Origin of the sequence: Pelagibius sp. (assembly GCF_965227505.1) — a bacterium.
Classification (GTDB): domain Bacteria; phylum Pseudomonadota; class Alphaproteobacteria; order Kiloniellales; family Kiloniellaceae; genus Pelagibius.
Window position 1 is genome coordinate 5,017,068 of record NZ_OZ245757.1, and the last position, 21,073, is coordinate 5,038,140.

At 63.0% G+C, this 21,073-nt stretch carries 23 protein-coding genes; 5 read left to right on the forward strand and 18 right to left on the reverse strand.

All coding sequences use genetic code 11. The features are described 5' to 3' along the window. Positions 1-588 precede the first annotated feature (588 nt). Both ACO06P_RS23455 and ACO06P_RS23460 read right to left on the reverse strand, forming a co-directional pair. Entirely contained in the window at positions 589-1,674 is a 1,086-nt protein-coding gene (locus ACO06P_RS23455; protein ID WP_420347634.1) for a DMT family transporter, read from the reverse strand. A gap of 11 nt (positions 1,675-1,685) precedes the next feature. After that, positions 1,686-2,597 (reverse strand): SDR family oxidoreductase, encoded by a 912-nt coding sequence (locus ACO06P_RS23460; RefSeq protein ID WP_420347635.1) that lies wholly within the window; start codon positions 2,595-2,597, stop codon positions 1,686-1,688. Positions 2,598-2,704: 107 nt separating this feature from the next. Between ACO06P_RS23460 and ACO06P_RS23465 the strand changes: the two genes are divergently transcribed. Next, positions 2,705-3,289 (forward strand): CGNR zinc finger domain-containing protein, encoded by a 585-nt coding sequence (locus ACO06P_RS23465; RefSeq protein ID WP_420347636.1) that lies wholly within the window; start codon positions 2,705-2,707, stop codon positions 3,287-3,289. Between the two features lie 814 nt (positions 3,290-4,103). Here ACO06P_RS23465 and ACO06P_RS23470 read toward each other — a convergent pair. From ACO06P_RS23470 to ACO06P_RS23535, 14 genes are all read right to left on the reverse strand, one after another. Continuing rightward, on the reverse strand, positions 4,104-5,024 hold the full coding sequence (locus ACO06P_RS23470) for a DMT family transporter (protein WP_420347637.1): 921 nt from the start codon (positions 5,022-5,024) through the stop codon (positions 4,104-4,106). Next, positions 5,021-5,815 carry an ABC transporter permease gene (locus ACO06P_RS23475; RefSeq protein ID WP_420347638.1) on the reverse strand — a complete coding sequence of 265 codons (795 nt, stop codon included), beginning with the start codon at positions 5,813-5,815 and terminating at the stop codon, positions 5,021-5,023. The genes ACO06P_RS23470 and ACO06P_RS23475 overlap by 4 nt, the downstream gene beginning before the upstream one ends. Beyond that, on the reverse strand, positions 5,808-6,743 hold the full coding sequence (locus ACO06P_RS23480; RefSeq protein WP_420347639.1) for an ABC transporter permease: 936 nt from the start codon (positions 6,741-6,743) through the stop codon (positions 5,808-5,810). Before ACO06P_RS23480 ends, ACO06P_RS23475 begins: the two co-directional genes overlap by 8 nt. Next, complete coding sequence (locus ACO06P_RS23485; protein WP_420347640.1) at positions 6,740-7,465, reverse strand: ABC transporter ATP-binding protein; 726 nt, start codon at positions 7,463-7,465, stop codon at positions 6,740-6,742. Before ACO06P_RS23485 ends, ACO06P_RS23480 begins: the two co-directional genes overlap by 4 nt. Then, positions 7,459-8,142, reverse strand: a complete 684-nt coding sequence (locus ACO06P_RS23490; protein ID WP_420347641.1) for an ATP-binding cassette domain-containing protein — start codon at positions 8,140-8,142, stop codon at positions 7,459-7,461. The genes ACO06P_RS23485 and ACO06P_RS23490 overlap by 7 nt, the downstream gene beginning before the upstream one ends. Beyond that, positions 8,139-9,671, reverse strand: a complete 1,533-nt coding sequence (locus ACO06P_RS23495) for an ABC transporter substrate-binding protein (RefSeq protein ID WP_420347642.1) — start codon at positions 9,669-9,671, stop codon at positions 8,139-8,141. The genes ACO06P_RS23490 and ACO06P_RS23495 overlap by 4 nt, the downstream gene beginning before the upstream one ends. A gap of 480 nt (positions 9,672-10,151) precedes the next feature. Continuing rightward, complete coding sequence (locus ACO06P_RS23500) at positions 10,152-10,397, reverse strand: hypothetical protein (RefSeq protein WP_420347643.1); 246 nt, start codon at positions 10,395-10,397, stop codon at positions 10,152-10,154. Between the two features lie 100 nt (positions 10,398-10,497). Further along, on the reverse strand, positions 10,498-10,839 hold the full coding sequence (locus ACO06P_RS23505) for a hypothetical protein (protein ID WP_420347644.1): 342 nt from the start codon (positions 10,837-10,839) through the stop codon (positions 10,498-10,500). A gap of 19 nt (positions 10,840-10,858) precedes the next feature. Beyond that, complete coding sequence (locus ACO06P_RS23510; protein ID WP_420347645.1) at positions 10,859-11,071, reverse strand: hypothetical protein; 213 nt, start codon at positions 11,069-11,071, stop codon at positions 10,859-10,861. Next, the gene (locus ACO06P_RS23515) at positions 11,071-11,322 is read right to left on the reverse strand and encodes a hypothetical protein (RefSeq protein WP_420347646.1); all 252 of its coding nucleotides are present in this window, start codon (positions 11,320-11,322) and stop codon (positions 11,071-11,073) included. Before ACO06P_RS23515 ends, ACO06P_RS23510 begins: the two co-directional genes overlap by 1 nt. A gap of 2 nt (positions 11,323-11,324) precedes the next feature. After that, positions 11,325-13,310, reverse strand: a complete 1,986-nt coding sequence (thrS, locus tag ACO06P_RS23520; protein ID WP_420347647.1) for a threonine--tRNA ligase — start codon at positions 13,308-13,310, stop codon at positions 11,325-11,327. 258 nt (positions 13,311-13,568) lie between these two features. Then, positions 13,569-14,051 (reverse strand): iron-sulfur cluster assembly scaffold protein, encoded by a 483-nt coding sequence (locus ACO06P_RS23525; protein ID WP_420347648.1) that lies wholly within the window; start codon positions 14,049-14,051, stop codon positions 13,569-13,571. A 174-nt stretch (positions 14,052-14,225) separates the two neighbouring features. Beyond that, complete coding sequence (locus tag ACO06P_RS23530; protein ID WP_420347649.1) at positions 14,226-15,419, reverse strand: CobW family GTP-binding protein; 1,194 nt, start codon at positions 15,417-15,419, stop codon at positions 14,226-14,228. Between the two features lie 20 nt (positions 15,420-15,439). Continuing rightward, positions 15,440-15,946 carry a Fur family transcriptional regulator gene (locus tag ACO06P_RS23535; protein ID WP_420347650.1) on the reverse strand — a complete coding sequence of 169 codons (507 nt, stop codon included), beginning with the start codon at positions 15,944-15,946 and terminating at the stop codon, positions 15,440-15,442. Between the two features lie 123 nt (positions 15,947-16,069). On the opposite strand from ACO06P_RS23535, the gene folE reads away from it, so the two are divergent. The 3 genes from folE to ACO06P_RS23550 all read left to right on the forward strand — a co-directional run bounded on the left by folE (position 16,070) and on the right by ACO06P_RS23550 (position 17,884). Continuing rightward, entirely contained in the window at positions 16,070-16,711 is a 642-nt protein-coding gene (gene folE, locus ACO06P_RS23540) for a GTP cyclohydrolase I FolE (RefSeq protein WP_420349673.1), read from the forward strand. Further along, a complete protein-coding gene (gene hisI, locus ACO06P_RS23545) occupies positions 16,701-17,204 on the forward strand; it encodes a phosphoribosyl-AMP cyclohydrolase (RefSeq protein WP_420347651.1) in 504 nt (167 codons plus the stop codon). Before folE ends, hisI begins: the two co-directional genes overlap by 11 nt. Before the next feature lie 242 nt (positions 17,205-17,446). Further along, complete coding sequence (locus tag ACO06P_RS23550) at positions 17,447-17,884, forward strand: hypothetical protein (protein WP_420347652.1); 438 nt, start codon at positions 17,447-17,449, stop codon at positions 17,882-17,884. 118 nt (positions 17,885-18,002) lie between these two features. Here ACO06P_RS23550 and ACO06P_RS23555 read toward each other — a convergent pair whose 3' ends face one another. After that, positions 18,003-19,178 (reverse strand): iron-containing alcohol dehydrogenase, encoded by a 1,176-nt coding sequence (locus ACO06P_RS23555; RefSeq protein ID WP_420347653.1) that lies wholly within the window; start codon positions 19,176-19,178, stop codon positions 18,003-18,005. 104 nt (positions 19,179-19,282) lie between these two features. Here ACO06P_RS23555 and ACO06P_RS23560 point away from each other — a divergent pair, with 104 nt between their 5' ends. Beyond that, positions 19,283-19,636 carry a hypothetical protein gene (locus ACO06P_RS23560; RefSeq protein ID WP_420347654.1) on the forward strand — a complete coding sequence of 118 codons (354 nt, stop codon included), beginning with the start codon at positions 19,283-19,285 and terminating at the stop codon, positions 19,634-19,636. Positions 19,637-19,948: 312 nt separating this feature from the next. On the opposite strand, the gene ACO06P_RS23565 is transcribed toward ACO06P_RS23560, so the two are convergent. Further along, a complete protein-coding gene (locus tag ACO06P_RS23565) occupies positions 19,949-20,854 on the reverse strand; it encodes an alpha/beta hydrolase (protein WP_420347655.1) in 906 nt (301 codons plus the stop codon). Between the last annotated feature and the right edge of the window lie 219 nt (positions 20,855-21,073).

Below are 21,073 nucleotides of genomic sequence, written 5' to 3' on the forward strand. Positions count from 1 at the left end.
CACTCCGAGTTCCGTTGCACTTGTCATACCTGATTGCCAGGACGATTTCTTGGCAGAGCTATCCTCGTCTGAGCGGCCAAATTGTACGAAGCCGGACCGGCCGTTTCTGGCCTCAGTTCAGCCATACCTTAAATGATCTGTACAAGGGAACCACAAATCCATCTCGGGTCGGGGATGGAACTACGGCTGCCGCCGTCAGGAATGAGTTGGCAACGGGAAGGCCAACCGCGGGTACTTGGCATTCTCAAAAGGCACAGCAATACGTAAACGCATTGAACAGCTGGCTCCGTAGGAATCCGAATGCCCCGTACAGAGATCGTGTTGTTGCAGAGTCGCTCCTCTCCACGCCATCTGGGCCTCTGACGAGACCTATATCGACAGAGCAAGCGCAAGCGAGTGTCGGTCTCGGTGGTTGCGGGCCCCCGTAACCAATCCAGCACAGCCCCGTCCCCAGGACGGGGCTGTGCTGGTTTCTGGATGAGGTGGCCGGCTTTGAACCTACGCCCATGAAGGCCAGAGCTGCGACCAACGGGAGCGCGAACAACGTGAAGGCTGAGAGCGTAAAGAAAGCGCTCCGGAGGAGCCTTTCTAGGCCGAAGGTCGAGCACGGCAAACAGGCCGCGCGCAGGCTGCGCAAGAGTTCAATCCTGAACCCGCAACCAATAAAGCCTCGTGGCCTGCCACAGGGTTTCCTGAGGTCGGCTTTCGCCCTCGTAACGTACCTTGCAAAGAGTCGGGAGCGCAAAGTGGTTTGGTGTGCGACCCCAAGGGCAACGGCTCCAGTGGTTTCTCGGGCCTTTTGCACATTCGCGTCTGACTGTTAAGCAAAAGATACCCAGCAAACACAATCAAAGCGGCACCGACGATTGAGAATCCTTGTGGCACTTCGTTGAACACAAAGTAGCCGATAAAAACAGCGCCAATCAGTTCCAAGTAGACCAGTGGCGACAAGGATGACACATCGGCAAATCGAAAGGCGGCGGTCGCGAGGACGTGACTGGCCGCAGAGAGTCCACCTAGGCCAAGAAAAAACGTCAGATCTTCCCATGTCGGTGTGGACCAGGACAGGAGGGCTTGTGGTGTCAGCAATATCGTCCCTACGACACATTGAAACGCCAGCGTTTCGATCAGATCGCTGGCTGTTGACGCATGCCGTGTGGCAACGAGATAGAGCGCAAAGAACAGACCGGCGCCGAGTGCCAGGAGAATGCCCGGCTCGATCACGGTTCCGGGTTGCAGGATGATGATCGCCCCGGCGAAGCCGAGGACAAGGCTGACAAATCTCCGGCGCGTCAAGCGTTCCTTCAAAATGACAACGGAAAGGGCGACCGCAATGATCGGCCCAACAAAGTAGGCACTGACCGTCGTCGCCAGCGGAATGCGCGCTATCGAAAGAAAGTAGAGCGTCATCGCCGCGACAAGACAGACCGTTCGCGCTACATGCGACTTTCGGCGTTCCCTCGGGAGGAAATGCCGACCTCGCAAGATCGCGGCAGCCGGAAGAACGATTGCGCTGGCGACCGTGTAGCGTGCCCAGGAAAGGAAGAGCGGCGAGTACTCGGCACTGAGATATTTGGCGATCCCGTCCACGATTGGAATCAAAAGCATCGCAAGAGCCATGAGTGCGATGCCCTTCACTGGTTGACCGGAAATCGCCGACCCGACGGGTGCCATCCTTGCCACTCCTACCGATACCCGGTCGTGTCGGCAGGTTTGCCTGCATCCTGCACTTCCGGGACGTATCGCCAAGCATCCGGCTGGCTGCCATCCGTGTCGGTGAAGCCGTAAATCTGCGCCAGACCGCCGCTCGAAAGCGACTGGCCGTTCCACCGCGCGCGCTCCGGGTCGGCTGCCAAAGCTGCAACGGCCCGACCGACGTACGCCGGGCTTTCGGAAATCGCAAAATGCGGCACCTTGTCAGTTGCATCTCGCCAAGTCGCCTCCGTCACATCGAAAGCATCCAGCATGGCTTCGGAGCGAAGCCAGCCCGGCGTCAATGCAACCGCCGTCCCACCATGGGGTTTCAGTTCGTGGGCCAGAGAAAATGCCATGCGGTTCACTGCTGCCTTGGCAAGATCGAAGAAGAACGACACGCGATAGTTGGCAGCGTTGTACTCGTCGGTTCCGTCGGTCACTTCGACAACCAGAGCACCCGGCCGTTCGATCAGCAACGGCAACGCAAAATGCCCGGTAATAGCGTGGGTATCGACGGCCAGCCGCAGGGTTCGCAAACCATAGTCGAGATCACTCTCCCAAAGCGTCTTGTTCCATTCCATCCGGGTCGCCCCCCAGATATCGTTCACCAGAATGTCCAGTTGGCCCTGCTCTGACCGGAGCCTGCCGACCAGTACCTTTACCTCCGAGGGGATGAGATGATCGACCCTGACGGCAATGCCAACGCCACCAGCCTGATCGACAAGCGCGGCGGTCTCCTCGATGGTTTCGGGCCGGTCCATCTCGGATCGGCTTTCGGTTGTCGAACGTCCCGTTACATAGACCGTGGCCCCGGCACGCCCCAACTCTGTCGCGATCCCTCTGCCTGCGCCGCGTGTTCCGCCTGCCACCAAGGCAATTTTGTTTCTCAGGGGCTTTTCCATGTCTTGTTCTCCTCCACGGTCGTTTCGACCACGTTGTGTTGTGGAGTGGTTACTGTCATTATGCGCTTTGATAGACACAGGATACATAGCCACGAGTTACTGGTCAAATGAAATTAGACAGTTACATAGATGCCGGTATTCTCGCTTCCGTTGGATTCGCAAACAAGCTCACGCCCGGCTATGCCTGCGGAAAGCCGGTCGCCGAGATCGATGTGCTACAAGCCGTCCGGCAGGTTGTTGCGGTAGACCCTCCCTCTGTCGCAGCCGTGTCGGAGAATGACGCAGACGGTTTCGTGGCGTTGGCGCAACGACTGCGCGCGATATTCGTCGGTGTTGACGGAGGTGACATCGATGAGGCGGCAGAACTGCTGAACAATATCCTGTCGGAGCATCCAGCGACCCCCTATCTGGCAAAGGAAGAGGGGCTCTGGCACCTCCACCACCATCCTGCGAATGCTGCCGTTCTGCCAATGTGGACCGCGATTTGTGCCGAGGGGCTTGCCCGGATGATCGGCACGCAGAATGCGAATCGTCTTGGCATCTGTATGGCGGATAACTGCGACCGGGTTTTTGCAGACACATCAAAAAACGCCACCCGACGGTTTTGCTCGTCAGCCTGTCAGAACCGTACCAAGACGGCTGCTTTCCGCGCCAGAAAACGCGAAGCGGCGGTGACCGAAAACAAACCCTGATGAGCGGCAGCTTTTGACCGCGATCCTGCCACCCAGACAATGACGGCAAGGTGCGCTTCGCCGATTTGAGAGATCGGCACGGCAAATGACTGCAATACGGGTATCAGGTAAAGGCGCTCTGGTGCGGTACCGGTGGTGCCTGTTAGGGGCCTGCTCCGGTGGCTGATCGTTTTGATGCGCTTACCGACTAAGTGTTTGGCGAAGCCGACATTCGCTGAATTTGCTGCACGTGGTAGGTTTGGGCTCTATCCGGCCATTCGCTGCGCGACGCACGAACGACTGCGCCAAAGCCGAAGGCCGCCGTTGAAGGCATCTCTTGAATCAGCCTGGCTCTCTATGCCGCTGCTTGGAAAAGGCCCTGCTGATATCGACGGTTGCGCTCCCCCGCAACCAACAAAACACCCGGCCTCGCACCGGGTTTTTCGTTGGTTGCTGGAGATGGGGTTTTGGACCGGTGATCTCCGATGGGCTATGAGCCCCCTCATAACTTGAAGGCTGAGAGCGTAAAGAAAGCGCTCCGGGGGAGCGCTTTTAGCTCGAAGGGCGAGCACCGGCGAACAGCCGGAGCGCAGTCTGCGCAAGGGTCTAATCCTGTCCTCCGAAGCCCTGGCGTAGGAGGATCCTGACAACGAAACCAATCCAGCACAGTCCCGCGCCGGGTTTTCATTGGTTGCTGGAGATGAGGTCTTGGATTCGCTCATGGGGCTGGAGCTAACCAGGCCATCGATGCGGTGGCCGGGTGAGGTGTCGAAGCCTTCGACCTGGGCCGTCCAGTAGGCCCGCACCTGTTCCTTCAGGTCGAAGTTCCGGAGCGTCATGCGGCTTTCTTTCGTCGTGGCAAGCCCTCCATCGCCGCAAGGGCGGCCCCGGCGAGCACCAGCGGCAGAGCCAGCACGAAGGCGGGCGCAATGGCGAGACGGAAAATCAGCAGGTCGGCGAGGACCGGCCAGATCAGGGCAATGTACTCAAAGGGCGCGAGGCGCGAGGCTTCGGCGTTGCGGAAGGCCAGGGTCATGGCGATATGCGCCATGCCGCCGAACAGGCCCGAGAGGACCAGCAAGGCGAGCGTCGTGCCGTCTGGCACCTCCCAGCCCCAGGGCAGCGTGGCGATGCCGCCAAGCATGGACACGACGACGAAGTAAAATGCGATGGCGCCGGGGCTTTCGGTGCGGTTGAGCGACCGCACCATGATGAGCGCGAAGGCGGTCAGCACCGCCATTGCGAGGCCATAGCCGTAGCCTGCGAGCCTGCGCATGTCGGTCTCGTCGGTCTCGCCCTGTCCAAGCTCGGGCCAGACGAGGACAAGGACCCCGGCGAGGCCCAGGGCCACTCCCCCGATGCGCCAGAGCGTCAGGCGTTCGGACAGCAGTATCGCTGCGGCGAGCGCCGTGAAGACAGGAGTAAGGTGGCCGATGAGCGACGCTTCGGCCACAGGAAGACGCGCGATGGAAGCAAACGACGCGAACATGGCGAGTGCGCCGAACCCCGAGCGAGCCAGATGACCGAAAGGCCTTTTTGTCTTCAATCCACCCGGAAACTCCTTCCGGAGCCACAGGAAAATGACGAGCGGGATGAGTGCGAAAAAGGAGCGAAAGAAGACGACCTGCCCGAGGGGAACGTCGAGGCTGACCGCCTTGATACAGACGACCATCGCCGCGAAGAGAAGGCCCGACAGGATGCGCAGCGCGATCCCGAGTGCGGGCCGTTCAGCCGGATGCGGTGTCGCGAGAGTCACGCCGGGCGCTCCTGAGGCGCGAGGCTGTCGCGCAGTGCGTCGCCGGTGAGGTTGATGGCCAGGACCGTCGCCACGATGGCCAGCCCCGGCCAGATCATCAGAAGCGGGGTCGACCGCATGTGCACGCGCGCGTCGAGCAGCATCGTGCCCCATTCCGGCGTCGGTGGCTGCACCCCGAAGCCGAGGAACCCGAGCGCCGAGATGCCGAGGATCGCGCGGGCGAACATGCCGGTCCAGACCACCACGAGAGAGGGGGCCAGCGCCGGAAGGTAATGCCAGCGCGCGATGGCGGCTGGCGACAGACCGGCCAGGCGGGCCTGGATCACATGGCCGCGGTTCCCGAGCGACAGCCCGATGCCGCGCGCGACGCGGGCATAGCGCATCCATCCGGTGACGGTCAGCGCGAAAACCAGGCTGCCGGTGCCTGCGCCGAGAACACCGGCGATCACCACCGCAGCGACGAGGTCGGGAAAGGCAAGGAAGCTGTCGGTCGCCCGCATGACGATCCAATCGACGAGGCGCCCGCCCATCGCGGCGACGAGCCCGATCACGCTGCCGACGATCAGTCCGATCACCGAGACGAGGAACGCCAGCCCGAGCGACCAGCTTGCCCCATGCAGCAGGCGTGAGAGCACGCAGCGCCCCATCGCATCGGTGCCGAGCGGGTATGGATCGCCGGGCGGCGCAAGTCGGTTCGGGATGTCGATGGCGTTCGGGGCGTGCGGCGCGAGCGCCGGCCCGAATACCGCCAGCAGCCCCAGAATGACGGTCAGGATGACGACACTACGCATCGCGGTCTCCGGTCCTGGGATCGATCAGCCGATAGGCCAGATCGATTAGCAGGTTGACCGTCACGAACAGAAGCGCGGTCAGGATCACGACCGCCTGGATTTTCGGGAAGTCCCGCGCGGTGATGGCCTGCACCAGAAAGCTCCCGAGCCCCGGCCGGGCGAAGATCACCTCGACGATCACTGCGCCTTCGAGCAGGAAGGCCAACTCCAGCCCCAGCACCGTAACGACGGGGATCGCGGCGTGCGGGGCGACGTGGTCGCGCCCGATCCGGCCTCGCGGCACACCGCGGCGGGCGAGCGCCGGCAGGAAGGGTTGCCCCCGTGCCTCGAGCAGGCCGGAGCGCAGAATGCGCGTTAGCGACGCCGCCACGCCGAGGCCGAGCGTCAGGGCGGGGAGGATCATGTGCGCGGGCGTCCGCGCTCCCATCGCAGGCAGCCAACCCAGGTGCACCGCAAAGAGCAGGATCAGGAGAAGCCCCAGCCAGTAGGCGGGCATTGCCGCACCGAGCGAGGCCACCGCGACAGCGCCGCGGTCGAGCCAGCCGCCGGGGCGGCGCGTGGCGAAGATGGCAAGCGGCACCGACACGGCGAGACCGATGGCAAGGCCGGCGAGAGCCAGTGGCACGGTCAGGGCGATGGCGTCCCGCAGCTCGGGCCAGATCGGCCGCCCGCTGACGGACGAGTTCCCGAGATCACCGGCAAGGATCGGCGTGATCCAGTGCCCGAAAGCGGGCCAGAAGCCCGCATCGAGGCCCGCCTCGGCCCGGATCTGCGCAACGACCTCCTCGGACACGACGGAGTCGAAACGCGTCACGGCGATCGCGGCTGCCGGATCCCCTGGGGCGTGCCACAGGAGCGCGAAGGTGGCGAGTGCGGTCCCCGCCAGTACCACAACCGCACGGAGGACGACCTCGGCGAACGCCGTCATGCCGCCCGCTCCAACGCGCCAAGGGCGAGCGCGGCCTCGCAGAGCGCGCAGCCGTAATCGCTCTGGGGCGCGCGGAAGAAGGTCTCGGCCGACGCCGCTTCCGCGATGCGCCCGTCGCGCAGGATCACCACCTCATCGGCGTGGGCGGCTGCATAGCCGAGATCATGGGTGACCACGAGGCCGGCGAAGCCTTCTTCGCTCTGAAGGGCGGCGATCAGGTTGGCCGTGTGTTTCTGGGTCACGGCATCGAGCGCGGAGAGTGGCTCGTCGAAGAGGACCAGCGGCGATCCGGCGATCAGCGCCCGCAGGATGCCGAGGCGCTGCGCCTGGCCGATGGAGACCTCATGCGGCCTGCGGTCGAGCAGGTCGGGGTCGAGTTCCAGTCCGGTGCAGAGGCGGTCAAGCCGGCCTTCGGGCAGCGTGAGCCTGCGCGCCTTGACCGGCTCCATGACCGACCGCCGCAGGCTCAGGGCTGGATTGAAGGCCGCGCGCGGTTCCTGCATGACGAGGGATGGATTCACGGCGCGCAAGTCCTCGCCGTTCCAGGCGACACGTCCGGACTGAGGACGCAGAAGGCCGAGGATCGCGCCGATGAGCGTCGACTTCCCAGCACCGCTTTCGCCGATCACGGCCAGCGTTCGACCGGGCGCAAGGGCCAGGTCCACGCTGTCGAGAACGCGCCTTCCACCGCGCACCACGCTCAACGCCTCGACCCTCAACACGGCAAGACCGCCCAGTTGCGATGGGCGACGAGCGCCTGTGCAGCAGACGACGCAGGCTGGGCAATCAGCTTCGCAGTCGGCGCGTCCTCGACGATGCGCCCTGCCTCCAGCACCCAGATACGCTCTGCCCGCTTCGCCGCCAGCCCGAGATCATGGGTGATCAGCAGCAACGCCGTGCTGCTGGCCGCAAGGTGGCGATCGACAAGCTCCATGGTCGCCGCGGCGATCACCGGGTCCAGTGCCGAGGTCGGTTCATCGAGAATCAAGAGCTTCGGCGCCCCAAGGAGGGCCATGGCGATGACGAAGCGCTGTTGCATCCCGCGGCTCCAGCCCCAGGGCCTGGTCTTCAACGCGGCGTTCGAAAGGCCGAGCGCCGAGAGCAGCTCCAACTGACGCTCCGAATCAGCGGGAAGTCCGAGCGCCCGTTCGGCCTCGCGCCAGTGAAAGCTCAGCGTTCTGAGCGGGTCCAGAGCCTCGTCGGGGCTTTGCGGCACAAGGGCCACGACTCCGCTCTGGCCGCCGAGACGGTCCGTGAGCGCATGGCCCAAAGTCGACTTGCCCGACCCGGACGGACCGACGAGCGCGATGCGCTCGCCGCCCCCGATGGTCAGATCGGTCTGATGAAGGATGGTACGGCCCGCCCGTTCGGCGGACAGGCCCTTGACGCGGAGGCTCATTCCGAGAGGCTGACCTGCGTGTCGATCCAGTAGGTCTCTGCCGGGTGCACAGCGAAGTTGTTGAGTCCGGCGCGCCCGACGGTGACCGCGCTGGCGTGGAAAACCGGGATCAGCGCCGCTTCTGCCGCGATGATCTCCTGCACGCGGGCGTAGGTCGCGCGGCGTTCGGCCTCATCGAAGGTCTGGCGTCCTTTGGCCAGCAGTGCATCGAGCTCCGGATTGGCGTATCCACCGACATTCCCCCCGACCTTAAAGCCGGGTCCGGCGAGCAGCGTTTCCGGGAAATAGCTCGGATCCCCTTGGGGCGCCGTCCCCCAGGCCTGCAGGTGCATGTCGGCTGTGCCGTTCTTGATCGCGTCGTTGTTGGCCCCGAACTCGCCGATCGAGACCGTGGCCGCCACGCCGATGGCCTCGAGATAGGCCTGCGTCAGTTCCGCGGTCGGCGGCAGGGCGGCACGGGAGGCATAGGTGACGATGTCGATGGTCAGGGGCTCCCCGTCCAGCATCCAGCGGCCGCCCTCCTTGACGGCGCCCGCCTCTGCGAGAAGGCGCTCGGCCTCCGCTGGATCGTAGACGGGCGCGATATCGGCGGCCCAGCCCATCACCTGCGGAAAGATCGCACCGGCCGGCACCCCTCCGACGCCCGAAAGCGCCGCATCGACGATGCCCTGACGGTCGATGGCCAGAGAGACGGCGCGGCGGATAAGCGGGTTCTCCAGCGGGCCGTTGGACGCGTTCAGCCCATAGAAGAACAGGCGCGTCGTGGGCGCGGCAAAGCCCTGGGCGCCGGTGGACAGGATGCGTTCGTAATCGGTCTCAGGGTAGTTGATGACCAGGTCGACCTCGCCCGCCTCGAAGGCCAGCGCGGCGGCGGCGGGATCGGCCGCCTTGACGACGCGGACCTCTGCCAGGGCCGGTGCTCCATCGCGGTAGTTCGGGTTCGCCTCGACCCGGTAGAGCTGGTCCGGGATCGCCTCTCGAAAGATGAAAGGCCCGGTGGCGTTGATCGGGAAGTCCTCGGAGGCCTCCCCGAGAATGGCAACGCCGGGCTCGGACAGCGTCCAGGGGAAGGCTGCATTCGGGCTGTTGGTCCGGAAGACAACGACCAGCTCGCCGTCCGTCTCCATTCCGGCAAGGTCGAGCAGGCCGACGAGCCGCAGGTTGTGTGCTGGATGCCCCTCTTCCGCGATGGGCGTCAGGCTGTCGATGACCGATTGCGCCGTGACGGGGCTGCCGTCATGGAAGGTAATGCCTTCGCGCAGTATGACGCGCCACGTCGTAGGGTCCGCCTGCTCGATGCTCGCCGCCAGGCGCGGATAGAGCTGCAAGCCGCGGTCGAGCCCCATCAGCGTCTCGGTGACGCCAGACTGGTTGGAGAGCCAGCCGTATTGCCGCGCCCGCGGGTCGGGCGCCTCGTTCGCCGGCCCGGAATGGTAGGCGATGGTCAAACTGCCCTCCTGCGCCGCGCTTGGCTGCGCGAAAGGCAAGGTGAGCGCCGCGAGCGCGGCTACGGCCAGGGATCGCAACATGATGATTCTCCACGTGGTGTTATAACGTAACGTCTCAGAAGTTGGGCCAGTCGAAAAGCCGAATTCCGACTTTTTTTGCTCAACTTCTTGATGCGGGTTCTTCCGGTGAGGATCCGCCGGTCCTGGTTGAATGCGGTGCCCACGTTGCGGGCGGGTGCCCGTCACGCCCGACCTTGCAGGCTGACGCGCTCTTTTGGTCAGGGCAAGCCGTGGAGGGGTTGGGCGCTTTCCGGGTCGAACCGGGCTGAAGTTCGTCGAAGGAGCACTTGGCCGGATCAACAAATACAATGCACACTGCAGCCTGGCTGTTACCAGGCGGGTTTTCTGCGTCCGGGTACCGCATAGGTGCCACAAGGGATCAAGGTGTAGCTAAGTTCATCAAACCAGAAGCCGGGGTGCCGGCCGAAGAGCGAATTCGATTGAGATGAGGACTGCGCATGACCGATTGCCACCGGGCCATTCGTAATGCGGTCGACCAGATCAGACTATAGTGATGGCGACCGGGCTGTTTGAGGAGTATCGCAGTCCACGCTGAGCCTGCTCGAACCAGCCGGTTACACGTGCAAGATGGGCTTCACCCCAGGTCGCAATGAACCTCTGCGTGCTGTGGTCAGCAGGGTCGCGAAGCGCCGCGAGACGTTGTTCGACATAGGTCCGGGTGAGCGGAATGCCGCAAAGCACAGTGATGCAGTGCTTCCGGTCCTCGTAGCTCTTCAGGGTGAGCATCCTGTTCATTCCGCTGCCACCCGCCAGAGCTGGCGTGTTCCGTCGATACGACGCGTCCACAGGTGGGTCCGCGTTGCAGGCGTCGTCTTCAGCGCGAGTATCATTCCGAATCGCCCGAACGGGCTGGATTGTCCGGTAATTCGACGTGAAAACCCCCACCATCACCTTCTGGCAGTGGCGCAAAGCGGCGGACGAGCTTGCGACGGCGGGCTTCCAGCAATTGCCGACCAACCGGCAGAAATAGCGTTTCGCCGCTTGTCGGCGTTGCCGGATCGATGCGGATCACCACGGTCGTAGCCTCAACGAAGCGTCGGCGTTCGAGCATCCGCTCGATGGCGATACGAGCGTGCGCCGCAGTCACGCCGCGCAGATCGAGTTCGTAGTCGGCGGAGGCCTGATCACCCACCAGATCGCGTGTTTGTTCATGGTCGAATAGCGGCACCGCGGTCTCCTCGTTGTCTTCAAAGACCAGGCATCATTGTGCTGGCCAGTATGCCGGCGATGGCACGACGTTGCTCGACCGGGAGAGATTCAATGGCGTTCCACGCTTCCCGCACCAGATCGGGATCGGCAGCCGCGGCTTGAACGGTGCGGGCGATGGGGTGCCCGACACCGAGAACCTGCTCGACGGCATTGACGATGACTGGAATATTGGTGGAATCGAAGGCTCGCATCAGCTTGTTCGTCCTGACGGCTCAGAACCGGTATTCGTTCCAGCCTCCTCCTGCTGCGCCTGCTCAAACCAGCCAACAACGCGCAGACGATGTTGTTCACCCCACATTGCTACAAACCTCTGCGTCGTGTTGTTCGCCGGGTCACGCAAAGCGGTGAGCCTCTGCTCGATATAGGGTCCAGTGAGCGGGATGCCGCACAGCACAGTGATGCAATGCTTCCAGTCTTCGTAAGTCTTCAGAGACTGCGCCATGGTCACCTTGCCGCAGCTTCTACAAGCTGCTCCTTGTCTTCGCTCCGACCTCCAACCGGCGGAAGGTTCACGGGCGGATTTGTACTGCGAAGTGCCTCGGTTTCGAGCCGAACCATGGCTTCGCGTAACGAGAGGGTTTCGGTGTCGTTGCGGCCAATTCGGCGGAACGAGACGCTGCCTTCTTTTGCCTCGCGTTTGCCCACGATCAGGAGCACCGGGATTTTGGCCAGGCTGTGCTCGCGGATCTTGTAGCCGATCTTCTCGTTCCTCAGATCGGTCTCGATCCGGAGGCCAAGAGACGTGAATTGGGCGGCCACCTCGCTGGCATAAGAGTCGCTGTCGGAGGTAATCGTCGCGACGACGGCTTGGACCGGCGCCAGCCAGAGCGGAAGCTTGCCCGCATGATGCTCAAGAAGCATGCCCGTGAACCGCTCCAGCGAGCCGAAGAGTGCCCGGTGCAGCATCACCGGGGTGTGCTTCTCGCCATCGGCGCCAACGTAGAAGGCGCCAAGCCGTTCAGGCAGATTGAGGTCGACCTGCAGCGTGCCGCACTGCCAGTCGCGGCCGATGGCGTCCCACAGAACGAACTCCAGCTTTGGTCCGTAGAATGCGCCCTCGCCGGGATTGGTGGTGTAGGCAAGGCCGGCCGCTTCGACCGCTGCCTGCAAGGCTGCCTCGGACTTGTCCCAGATCGCATCCGAGCCTATGCGCTTCTGAGGTCGGTCCGAGAACTTGACTCGCACATCTTTGAAACCGAAATCGCGGTAGATGCTCAGGATGAGCTGGCAAACGATTCGGCATTCCTGGGTGATCTGCTCTTCTGTGCAGAAGATGTGAGCATCATCCTGAGTGAAGGCGCGCAGGCGCATGAGCCCATGCAGGGCGCCCGATGGCTCGAACCGGTGAACCTTGCCGAACTCGGCAATGCGCAGGGGTAGATCGCGGTAACTCTTGATCCCCTGTTTGTAGACCTGGACCCCGCCGGGGCAATTCATCGGCTTCAGGGCAAAGACACGTTCCTCCCTTGCCTCGGTAGTGAACATGTTTTCGCCAAACTTGTCCCAATGGCCCGACTGCTCCCACAGGCTCCGCTCCATGATATCCGGCGTGTTGATCTCGACGTAGCCGGCCCTGGTCTGACGCTGGCGCATGTAGTCGATGAGGGTCTGGAACAGTGTCCAGCCCCTCGGGTGCCAGAAGACGGCGCCCGGCGCCTTCTCCTGGAAATGAAACAGGTCCATTTCGCGGCCGAGCTTTCGGTGGTCGCGCTTCTCGGACTCTTCAAGCTGCCGAAGGTACGCATCAAGCTCGGTCTGGTCGCGCCATGCGGTACCATAGATCCGCTGCAGCATCGGATTGCGATGGTCGCCGCGCCAATAAGCGCCGGCAACCTTCAGAAGCTTGAAGGCGGTACCGAGCTTGCCTGTCGAAGGCAGGTGTGGACCGCGGCAGAGGTCGCAGAACTCGCCTTGGCGATAGACGCTCAGTGTCTCGGTTGCCGGTATGTCGGCAATTATCTCGGCCTTGTAGTGCTCGCCCTTGGATTCGAAGTAGCGGATTGCGTCATCGCGCTCCCACAGCTCGCGCTCGATCACCTCATCTCGCGCGACGATCTCCCGCATGCGTTCCTCGATCTGCCCGAGGTCTTCTGGCGTGAACGATGTCTCGCGGGCGAAGTCGTAGTAGAACCCGTTTTCAATCGTCGGGCCGATGGTGACCTGGGTCTCCGGATAAAGCTCCTTGACAGCTTGGGCCATGACATGCGCTGCGTCATGCCTCAGCAGCTCGAGCGCTTCGGGCTGTTCGTCGATCACGATCTCGACGTCGGCATCGTCGTCGATCAGCGAGTTGAGATCGCGCAAGACGCCATTGATTCTCAGAGCCAGTGCCCTATCAGCGATCGTGCCGCCTAAGCGGGCTGCGATCTCTGTGCCACGAACGGGCTTGTGATGGCTCTGAACGCCGCCTTTCACGACAATCTGTATCATGACAGTGACCTCAAGGGATCGAGAAGACAGTAGGGGGTTGAACGGCCGTCACCCTTTGCATTGCACATCGCCAGAGCGCCGATTGCAGGCCTTTGTATCCCTGGCCGCTGGAGTTGTTGGTGCGCACAATGCCTTCGGAGAACGTCAAGGTACCGGCCGAGCAACGCGGCGTGAAGCGGCAGCTTCGGCCAAGGAGCGGCGGCGACAGATCCCGACGGAGACGGATCAGCCCGATCAGGCTCGAGGACGGGAGTTGAGTCATGTTAGACTGTCCTGTTCGATACTCACGATCGCGGGTCGCTGCCCTGCGCGCTTCGGGCTCACCTCCGCAATCGCGTGCTGCAGCGCCTCGAAGGGAAGCAACGCCGAACTGTGGCGGCTTCCGAAGTCCGCCACCGGCAGGAACGGCTCGAGCCCCGCCCAAGGCCCTGGTGGTGGGAGCGTCTTTTCCCGGAGAACGGCGCGCAGAACCCCTGCGCCCTCGTCCACCTCGTCGATGGTCAGGCCAACGACGACCCGGGCAACGACGGAGGCGACGGCTTGCCCGATGACACAGGCTCTAAGCTCTTGGGCATAGTCGGTGATGGCATCATTATTGAGCTTGAGGTCGATGGTGATCCGACTGCCGCAAAGCCGGCTATGCGCGGTTGCTGATGCATCGGGAGCCGCCAGCCTGCCAACTCGGGGTATCGACGCGGCAAGCTGCAGGATCTGCTTGTTGTACAGATCGAGATCCATCATACGCTTCCCCCAGCAAGGTTGCCTGGGACATGTGCCATCGCGCGTGCGCGAATGCGCGCGAGCAGGAGTGAGAGACTCTTTGCCGGATGCGACGAAAGATGCTCGCCGAACCAGATAACCGGAACGAAGATCTCCTTCTGGTGTGTTAGAGAGTTGGTCAGAACGAGGGGCATCTCACTTCCTGTCCTCGAACTGAGCCATGCTGGTTTGCGTACTGTCTTCTGGACCAAACAGTTGCACCGGCTGTTCCACGCTTTCCGGCCCGGTCGTGAATATCTTCAGCGTGTTCCGCAATGCCGTCTCATCGAGATCGCGGGTGATAAAGACGATGCGGGTGCGCCTGTCCTTACCCGGCCACTTCTTGAGCATGACCGGCGGGTGAAAAATGTGCTGTACGCCATGGACCACGAAAGGGCCTTTCAGGCCCTGGATATTGACGATTCCTTTGACGCGAAGGACGTCCGGGCCCTTAAGCAGCAAGAGGGCTTCAAGCCAGCGATCAAAGGAATCCCCGGGGATCGGGTCGTCCAGTGTCAGGCATACGGCTTTGATGTGATCGTCGTGCCGGTTTACGTCGTGATGGTGATCGTGACTGTCAGTGCCATGATGGACACCATGCCCGTGATCGTGATGCGGCTCATGATGTGCCTCATGGTGATGGTGGTTGGTGTTGCTGAAGGCTTCGGCGTTCAGCCAGCGCCGAACATCGAGGCTCTTGGTTTTCGGATTGTACAGTCCGGCATCCAGCAGCTTTGCGGGATCGACCGTGCCGTTGATCGTGCGGATGACCGGCGCGCCCGGGTTTAGCGCACTCAAACGTTGGATCAGCGCAGCGACGGCATCGGGTTCGACAAGATCGGTCTTCGTCAGCAACAGCCGATCGGCCACAGCCGCTTGCTTTACGGATTCGACCTGCCGGTCGAGCGTTTGCTGACCGTTCGCTGCGTCGATCGTTGTGATAACACCATCGAGGCGATAGCGGGCGGCGATCAGCGGGTCGGTCATGAGAGTGTGCAAGATGGGCGCCGGATCGGCGAGCCCCGTCGTCTCGATGACCACTCGGTCGAATTCGGGGATTTCTCCTCTTACGCGGCGCAGGAAAAGGCTGCGCATCGTGTCGATCAGATCGCTGCGGATCGTGCAGCAGAGGCAGCCGCTCTGCAGCAACACCATGTCTTCGCTCGACCGCTCGACGAGTTCGTGATCGAGGCCGGTCTCGCCGAACTCGTTGATGATGACGAGGGTTTTCGCCAGTTCAGGCTGTTGCACAAGATGGTTCAGCAGCGTCGTCTTGCCGCTGCCCAGAAAGCCGGTCAGCAGAGAAACTGGTAGGCGTTGATGGGACGCGGTTGAATCCCAGCTTTCCATGGTACACTCTCTTCTCTTGTTCAGGCAGCGCCGGCCGCGATGCAATGCGTGCAGGTGCCCTCGACCTCGATCACGCGCCGTGTTGCGCGGAACCCGATAAGGGCGGCATCCTCGCAGATAAGGCGCTCAAGCCGCTGGTCCTCCAACTCGATCGATGCCCCGCAGTTGCTGCAGATAAAGAACAGACAGTCATGCCGGCGCTCCGGATGCGCGCAGGGGACGTAAGCGTTGCGGCTTTCGATCTTCGAGACGAGTCCTTGGGACATCAGGAACTCAAGCGCCCGGTAGACGGTGGGCGGCCCGACCGGGCGGGAGTCCCTGAGCTTCAGCGCTTCGATCAGCTCGTAAGCGCCCGCCGGGCGAGCACTCTCCCAGAGCAGCTCCAGGATCTGCCGCCTGAGTGGCGTTAGCCGCACGCCGCGCGCGCCGCAGAGGGCCTCTGCCAGCGCAACCCGCTCAGCCGGCGCATGCCGCCCGCGGCAGCTGGAATCGGTGCAGGGCTGGGGCTGGATGGTCGGGAGCGCCATGGCCTTATCCCGTCTTGCTTTCAAGAAATGTAATGTTATAACGTTCTGATCTTTGATTACAACAGCCAATTGCTTCTGAACGCTTGGCGTGGCCGCAGGAGAGGGTTCGACATGGACACAGCAATGGTCGGTGGCCGGCCTGCAGAATCAGTACTCACCAACTCGGGCCGGCGCCAGCGGCCCAGCCAGACAGAGGCGGAAGCGGCGGTGCGGACACTCATCGAATGGGCTGGCGACGACCCCGACCGCGAAGGCCTCATCGGGACGCCCGAGCGCGTGGTGCGGGCCTATGAGGAGTTCTTCGCCGGATACAACGAAGACCCGGTCGCGCTGCTTGAGACGACGTTCGAGGAGACTGCCGCCTACGACGAGATGATCGTCTTGCGCGACATCCGCCTCGAATCACACTGCGAGCATCACATCGTTCCCATCCTGGGTAAGGCGCATGTCGGTTACCTGCCGACAGGCCGCGTCGTCGGGATTTCCAAGCTGGCGCGCCTCGTGGAAGTGTTCGCCAAGCGGCTGCAGATCCAAGAGGTGCTGACCGCGCAGATCGCGGACACCATCCAGGAGGTGCTCAATCCGCGTGGTGTCGGCGTCGTCATCGAGGCGGCGCATCAGTGCATGACCACGCGCGGTGTCCGCAAGCCAGGGGTCAGCATGGTAACCAGCCGGTTGCTCGGTTCCTTTCGCAATGACCCGGCGACCCGCCGGGAGTTTCTGGCGATGATCGGAAGCCCCAGGAGCGGCTCAAATGGCATCTGACAAGTCTGTTCCGGAAACCGCCGCCGCCTTCGCCGCCCGGATGACGGTCGAACAGGTCGAAGAAGGCCTCGCCCTGGCGCCCAAGTTCGACGCCGGCGGACTGATCCCCTGCATCACGACCGACGCCCACACGGGCGAAGTGCTGATGTTGGGCTACATGAATGGCGAGGCTCTACAGAAAACGATCGCGACTGGCGAAGCGCACTACTGGAGCCGAAGCCGCCGATGCCTCTGGCGCAAGGGCTCGACCAGCGGCCTCGTCCAAGAGGTTGTCGAGATGCGTATCGACGACGACCAGGATGCCGTCTGGCTGCGCGTCCGGGTGGCTGGTTCGGGCGCCAGTTGTCACGTCGGATTCCGTTCCTGCTTCTATCGTTCGGTTGAACTCGGCGGCCCAGCTGATGGACCTGCCCGACTCGTGTTCACGGAGTCACAGAAGTCCTTTGATCCGAAGGACGTCTACGGTGACGCGCCGAATCCGACGCAGCTTTGAGGTAGGACGGCCGTTTCTACGACCGTCTTATCGAGTCAACCGGCATTTCGGAGCCGCTGTCCGTGGCGGGCACCTTTAACTCTCGGACGAGCGGGCCATTCCGTCCACTTCGGCCCGGACAGCGGACGTGGCGCCGCCCGGCGGCATGATCTGGCTCTGTACTAAGTCGAACGCTTCCAATACCGTTGCGAACAGCCAACCAACGAGGAGTCTGATAGATTTCCGAGCGTATTTTTGAACCTATGACCAAGGCTGAAGTCGTCGCCGCGCAGCGTGCTTGGGCCAAATACGTCACTGAGCGCGACGTCGACAAACTCTTGGACCTCTACGACTTCGGCGCACCGGACGAGCCGCTCCTTTTCAAGCCGACTTTGGCGGACGTCATTCGGCTCGATCGCGCTGGAGCGCGGTCCTACTTTGTGGGCGGCGATCCGAACTATCCCCACGACCATGGCTTTCTCAATCGAGGTTGGAAGCGAGTGGATTTTCAGAGCGCTGCCGGTCCGATCCTAAAGGCCGGAGGACTCGGCTATAAGGACATGGGGCACTACACCTTCATTGACGGGGACGGCAATGCGACCCGCGCCGACTATACCTTCGCCTATCACAAGCTGGATGGACGCGTTCTCATCTCGTTGCATCATTCCTCACTCACCTGGTTTCCCCCTTTAGAGGACTGAGCCCTGCACAATCGTACTGGGGTGGGGCGCCTCTGCACCGATAACACACAGAACACGGCGGGCAAATCTGAGACCGATGCCGCTTCATCCCGTTTGCCAACGCGGTGGCGGTGTCCTGCTAGGCCGCCGTCAGCAGTTCGCGGCAGAGGCGCTCCACCTCGGCACGGTCGAAGTCACGGCAGGTGATCTCGAACATGGGGCGATTCTCCGGCGTGTCGCAGGCCGCGGCCAGGCGCTCCTCGTCGACGCCGCTCAGGCCGTCACCGGCCAGGCTGATCTCCAAGCCGACCTCTCGCAGGAAGGCGTCATAGACCTCGGGCAGAGCTGCCGCCAGGGTCGCATCGCTGCGCCCCTGACGCTCGATACCGAAGGCTTCGGCCACCAGCGCATGACGCTCCGGCGTTGCCGCCACATTGCCGGCCAAGGCGACGCGCAGCGAGAGACCGACGGCGCGACCGTGATGCACATGCCCCACTGTGCCCAAGGCATGCCCCAGGCCATGCGCCACCGCACAGCCATTGACCGCGATTGCCGCACCGGCAAGGCAGGCCGCGATCTGCACCTGGCCTCGGGCTTCGAGATCGCTACCGTCCGCCACCACCCGTGGCAGCCAGCGCCGGATCAGGCCAATGGCCCGCATCGCCGGAGGATCGTTCAGGGGGTGTGCCTTGCAGTTGGTCATCGACTCGATGGCATGGACCAGAGCGTCGACGCCGGTCGCAGCCGTCAGAGTGGCCGGCAGGCTGGCCGTGATCTCCGCATCGAGAAGCGCAAGTCTGGGAAAGAGCTCCAGTCCCCAGGCCCAGACTTTGGTGCCGTCGGCGAGCGAAAAGACCGAGACCGCAGTCATTTCCGCCCCGGTGCCCGAAGTCGTCGGGATCGCGATGACCGGCAGACCGTTGCCGGGGAAGGGCTTTATGGCCAAAGCATAGGCGGCCGAGCCCTCCTCGGCGCCGACGATAGCGGCCGCCAGCTTGCCGACGTCCATGGCCGAGCCGCCGCCAAGCGCGATGATGGCACTGGCGCCGAAACCTCGCGCCGCCTCGGCACAGGCATCAATGTGCCCCTCGCGCGGATCGCTGGCGATGTCGCTGAAGAGTGCTGCCTTATGGCCGGCCGCTTCCAAGCCTTGAATCAGGCGCTCCGCCAAGCCGGAGCTGACGGCGAAGGGATCGGCGACCAGCAGCAAGCGCTGCTCAGGGCCGAGCCGCTCGGCAGCGAGCTTGCCCAGGTCATTCAGACGACCAAGGCCGAAGGCGACGGGAACGGCCGCGGGTAGATCATATGACTGCATAACATGGATCCTGCTCTGGCCCGACCTTCGGGTCGGACGGTTGGCTCAACCGACCTTCCCAACAGATCACGTGATCTCCATGCCCGTGCAGGCGCTGAGCGTCAATGGTTTTCGGTCAAGTCGTCGCGGCAGCCATGCTTTACAGCTTCGCGCTCGCCTGCGGGATGCCGTTTGCTGCTCAGGCCGAACACGTTGCAAACCTGACACGGGTGCATGCCAGCAACATCGCGGCGCTGCAGGTTCTCAAGGAGCAGCACAACGTCATGATTGGCACCGTTCCGGACGACGTTCTGACCCGGATTGGCGGGGTGGCGAGCGACATTCTCTCGGCAGCACGAGACGAAGCGCCGGCGGAGCACCGACGGGTGTTTGACAGTTTTGTCACCGCCCGTGCCCAGATCCGCGGATGGATTGAACTCTCGGAAGGCAACTTCATGCGCAGTCGTGCGCTTCCCTGATGGGGCCGCGTAAGCGCGAACAAGGTCGAAGTGAGCCAAAGGCGAACAAAGACTGCGAAGCAGCCAATCCTGCACCCGCGACCACCTCTATCGAACACGCCGCCTTCTCATCAAGAACGACTTTCCTGCCGTCCGCAGAAAAGGTTGCCTCAACCATCCGGATCGTCGCCCGTAAGGCTGGTCGCTACGCTTCGAGATCGAAGTCCTTACCGTCGGCAGGTGCGGCGGAGGATCAGGAACGCGCTTGCGCCCACGATGATAGCGATACTGGTCATCCTCCCTAACCGGGCTGTGAAGCAAAGCTGATACTTATCAGTTTCCGCTCTGGGTCCTCAGGAAGTAGGTGATGCTGTCCAAGACTTCCGACGCCAGCGGTAGGTTCGGGTCGGTGTAGGCGGCTTGGTTGGCGGCGCGGTCGCGGCTGTGCACTTTCTTGAGGACGTGGTTGGTGTCAGCAAGCAGATTGAGAGTGGCGGCGGGAGCGCTGGTGCCGAGCCGCCGGGCGTCCGCTTCGCTTACTTGGATATCGCGCTTGCCCTGCAGGATGAGGACGGGGCCGCTGTATTGCTTCAACAGCGCGGCGGGATCGTAGGCGAAGAGATCCATCAGGTAGCCCTGGACCGAAGGGTGGAACAGGGGCAGGAGGGCGGGGTCCATGGTCCGCGTGTCGACGCGCCGGCCTGCCTGCAGTTGGTCGACCGCCTGCAGCGCTTCGTCCAGGACGGCGGCGTTGTCCGGGTTGGCCATCAGCTGCTCTTTCAGAACCTCTGCAAAGGGCCGTCCGAGCGTCGCCACGAGGATCAGGCCGCAGAAGTCGTCAGCGTTCTGCTCCGCCGCTGCCAGGGCGATCAGTCCGCCTTCGCTGTGGCCCAGCAGCCACGTGCAGGCCGCCCCGGTCTCTTCCCGCAGAACCGCTGCCCAGGCCCGAACATCGTCGGCGTAGTCGGCAACAGTCACGGCGTTCGGGTCCGCGAGCGCCGCCCGGCTGGCGAACATGCCGCGTTTGTCGATGCGCAGACTTGTGATTCCGGCCGCCGCCAACCCATCGGCCAGAAGGCGATAGGTGGCGGCCCGGACGCCGTAGGGGCTGTTTCCGTCGCGGTCGGTCGGCCCGGAGCCGGGGATGATGAGCACCACCTGGCCTGCACTCGCTGCGGGTTTCAGCAGGGTTCCTTCCAGCGGACCCTCCGGGCCCGGCGCCGTGAGGATCGATTCCACGGGCTTAGCCGAGACCGCCGCTGTGAAGGAACACGCGAGGGTGGTCGCGATCAGGTATCTGGCTAGGGTCGCGATGGTGCTGATCCATGCTCGGTGGAGCCGACAACAAGGGCACAGTATATCGCGAATGCGTCGCATTTGCATTGACGAAGTTTCGGGGACTGGCCATCCTGGCCTTTTGCGGCTGGTCCAGTATCGGCACGGAGGAGGGCTTCGTGA

Excerpts from the sequence above, each read along its gene's own strand:
- ACO06P_RS23455 (WP_420347634.1), bottom strand. The coding sequence starts at position 1,674 with ATGGCACCCGTCGGGTCGGCGATTTCCGGTCAACCAGTGAAGGGCATC.
- ACO06P_RS23460 (WP_420347635.1), bottom strand. The coding sequence starts at position 2,597 with ATGGAAAAGCCCCTGAGAAACAAAATTGCCTTGGTGGCAGGCGGAACA.
- ACO06P_RS23465 (WP_420347636.1), top strand. The coding sequence starts at position 2,705 with ATGAAATTAGACAGTTACATAGATGCCGGTATTCTCGCTTCCGTTGGA.
- ACO06P_RS23475 (WP_420347638.1), bottom strand. The coding sequence starts at position 5,815 with ATGCGTAGTGTCGTCATCCTGACCGTCATTCTGGGGCTGCTGGCGGTA.
- ACO06P_RS23480 (WP_420347639.1), bottom strand. The coding sequence starts at position 6,743 with ATGACGGCGTTCGCCGAGGTCGTCCTCCGTGCGGTTGTGGTACTGGCG.
- ACO06P_RS23490 (WP_420347641.1), bottom strand. The coding sequence starts at position 8,142 with ATGAGCCTCCGCGTCAAGGGCCTGTCCGCCGAACGGGCGGGCCGTACC.
- ACO06P_RS23495 (WP_420347642.1), bottom strand. The coding sequence starts at position 9,671 with ATGTTGCGATCCCTGGCCGTAGCCGCGCTCGCGGCGCTCACCTTGCCT.
- ACO06P_RS23500 (WP_420347643.1), bottom strand. The coding sequence starts at position 10,397 with ATGCTCACCCTGAAGAGCTACGAGGACCGGAAGCACTGCATCACTGTG.
- ACO06P_RS23510 (WP_420347645.1), bottom strand. The coding sequence starts at position 11,071 with ATGCGAGCCTTCGATTCCACCAATATTCCAGTCATCGTCAATGCCGTC.
- ACO06P_RS23515 (WP_420347646.1), bottom strand. The coding sequence starts at position 11,322 with ATGGCGCAGTCTCTGAAGACTTACGAAGACTGGAAGCATTGCATCACT.
- thrS (WP_420347647.1), bottom strand. The coding sequence starts at position 13,310 with ATGATACAGATTGTCGTGAAAGGCGGCGTTCAGAGCCATCACAAGCCC.
- ACO06P_RS23525 (WP_420347648.1), bottom strand. The coding sequence starts at position 14,051 with ATGATGGATCTCGATCTGTACAACAAGCAGATCCTGCAGCTTGCCGCG.
- ACO06P_RS23530 (WP_420347649.1), bottom strand. The coding sequence starts at position 15,419 with ATGGAAAGCTGGGATTCAACCGCGTCCCATCAACGCCTACCAGTTTCT.
- ACO06P_RS23535 (WP_420347650.1), bottom strand. The coding sequence starts at position 15,946 with ATGGCGCTCCCGACCATCCAGCCCCAGCCCTGCACCGATTCCAGCTGC.
- folE (WP_420349673.1), top strand. The coding sequence starts at position 16,070 with ATGGTCGGTGGCCGGCCTGCAGAATCAGTACTCACCAACTCGGGCCGG.
- hisI (WP_420347651.1), top strand. The coding sequence starts at position 16,701 with ATGGCATCTGACAAGTCTGTTCCGGAAACCGCCGCCGCCTTCGCCGCC.
- ACO06P_RS23550 (WP_420347652.1), top strand. The coding sequence starts at position 17,447 with ATGACCAAGGCTGAAGTCGTCGCCGCGCAGCGTGCTTGGGCCAAATAC.
- ACO06P_RS23555 (WP_420347653.1), bottom strand. The coding sequence starts at position 19,178 with ATGCAGTCATATGATCTACCCGCGGCCGTTCCCGTCGCCTTCGGCCTT.
- ACO06P_RS23560 (WP_420347654.1), top strand. The coding sequence starts at position 19,283 with ATGGTTTTCGGTCAAGTCGTCGCGGCAGCCATGCTTTACAGCTTCGCG.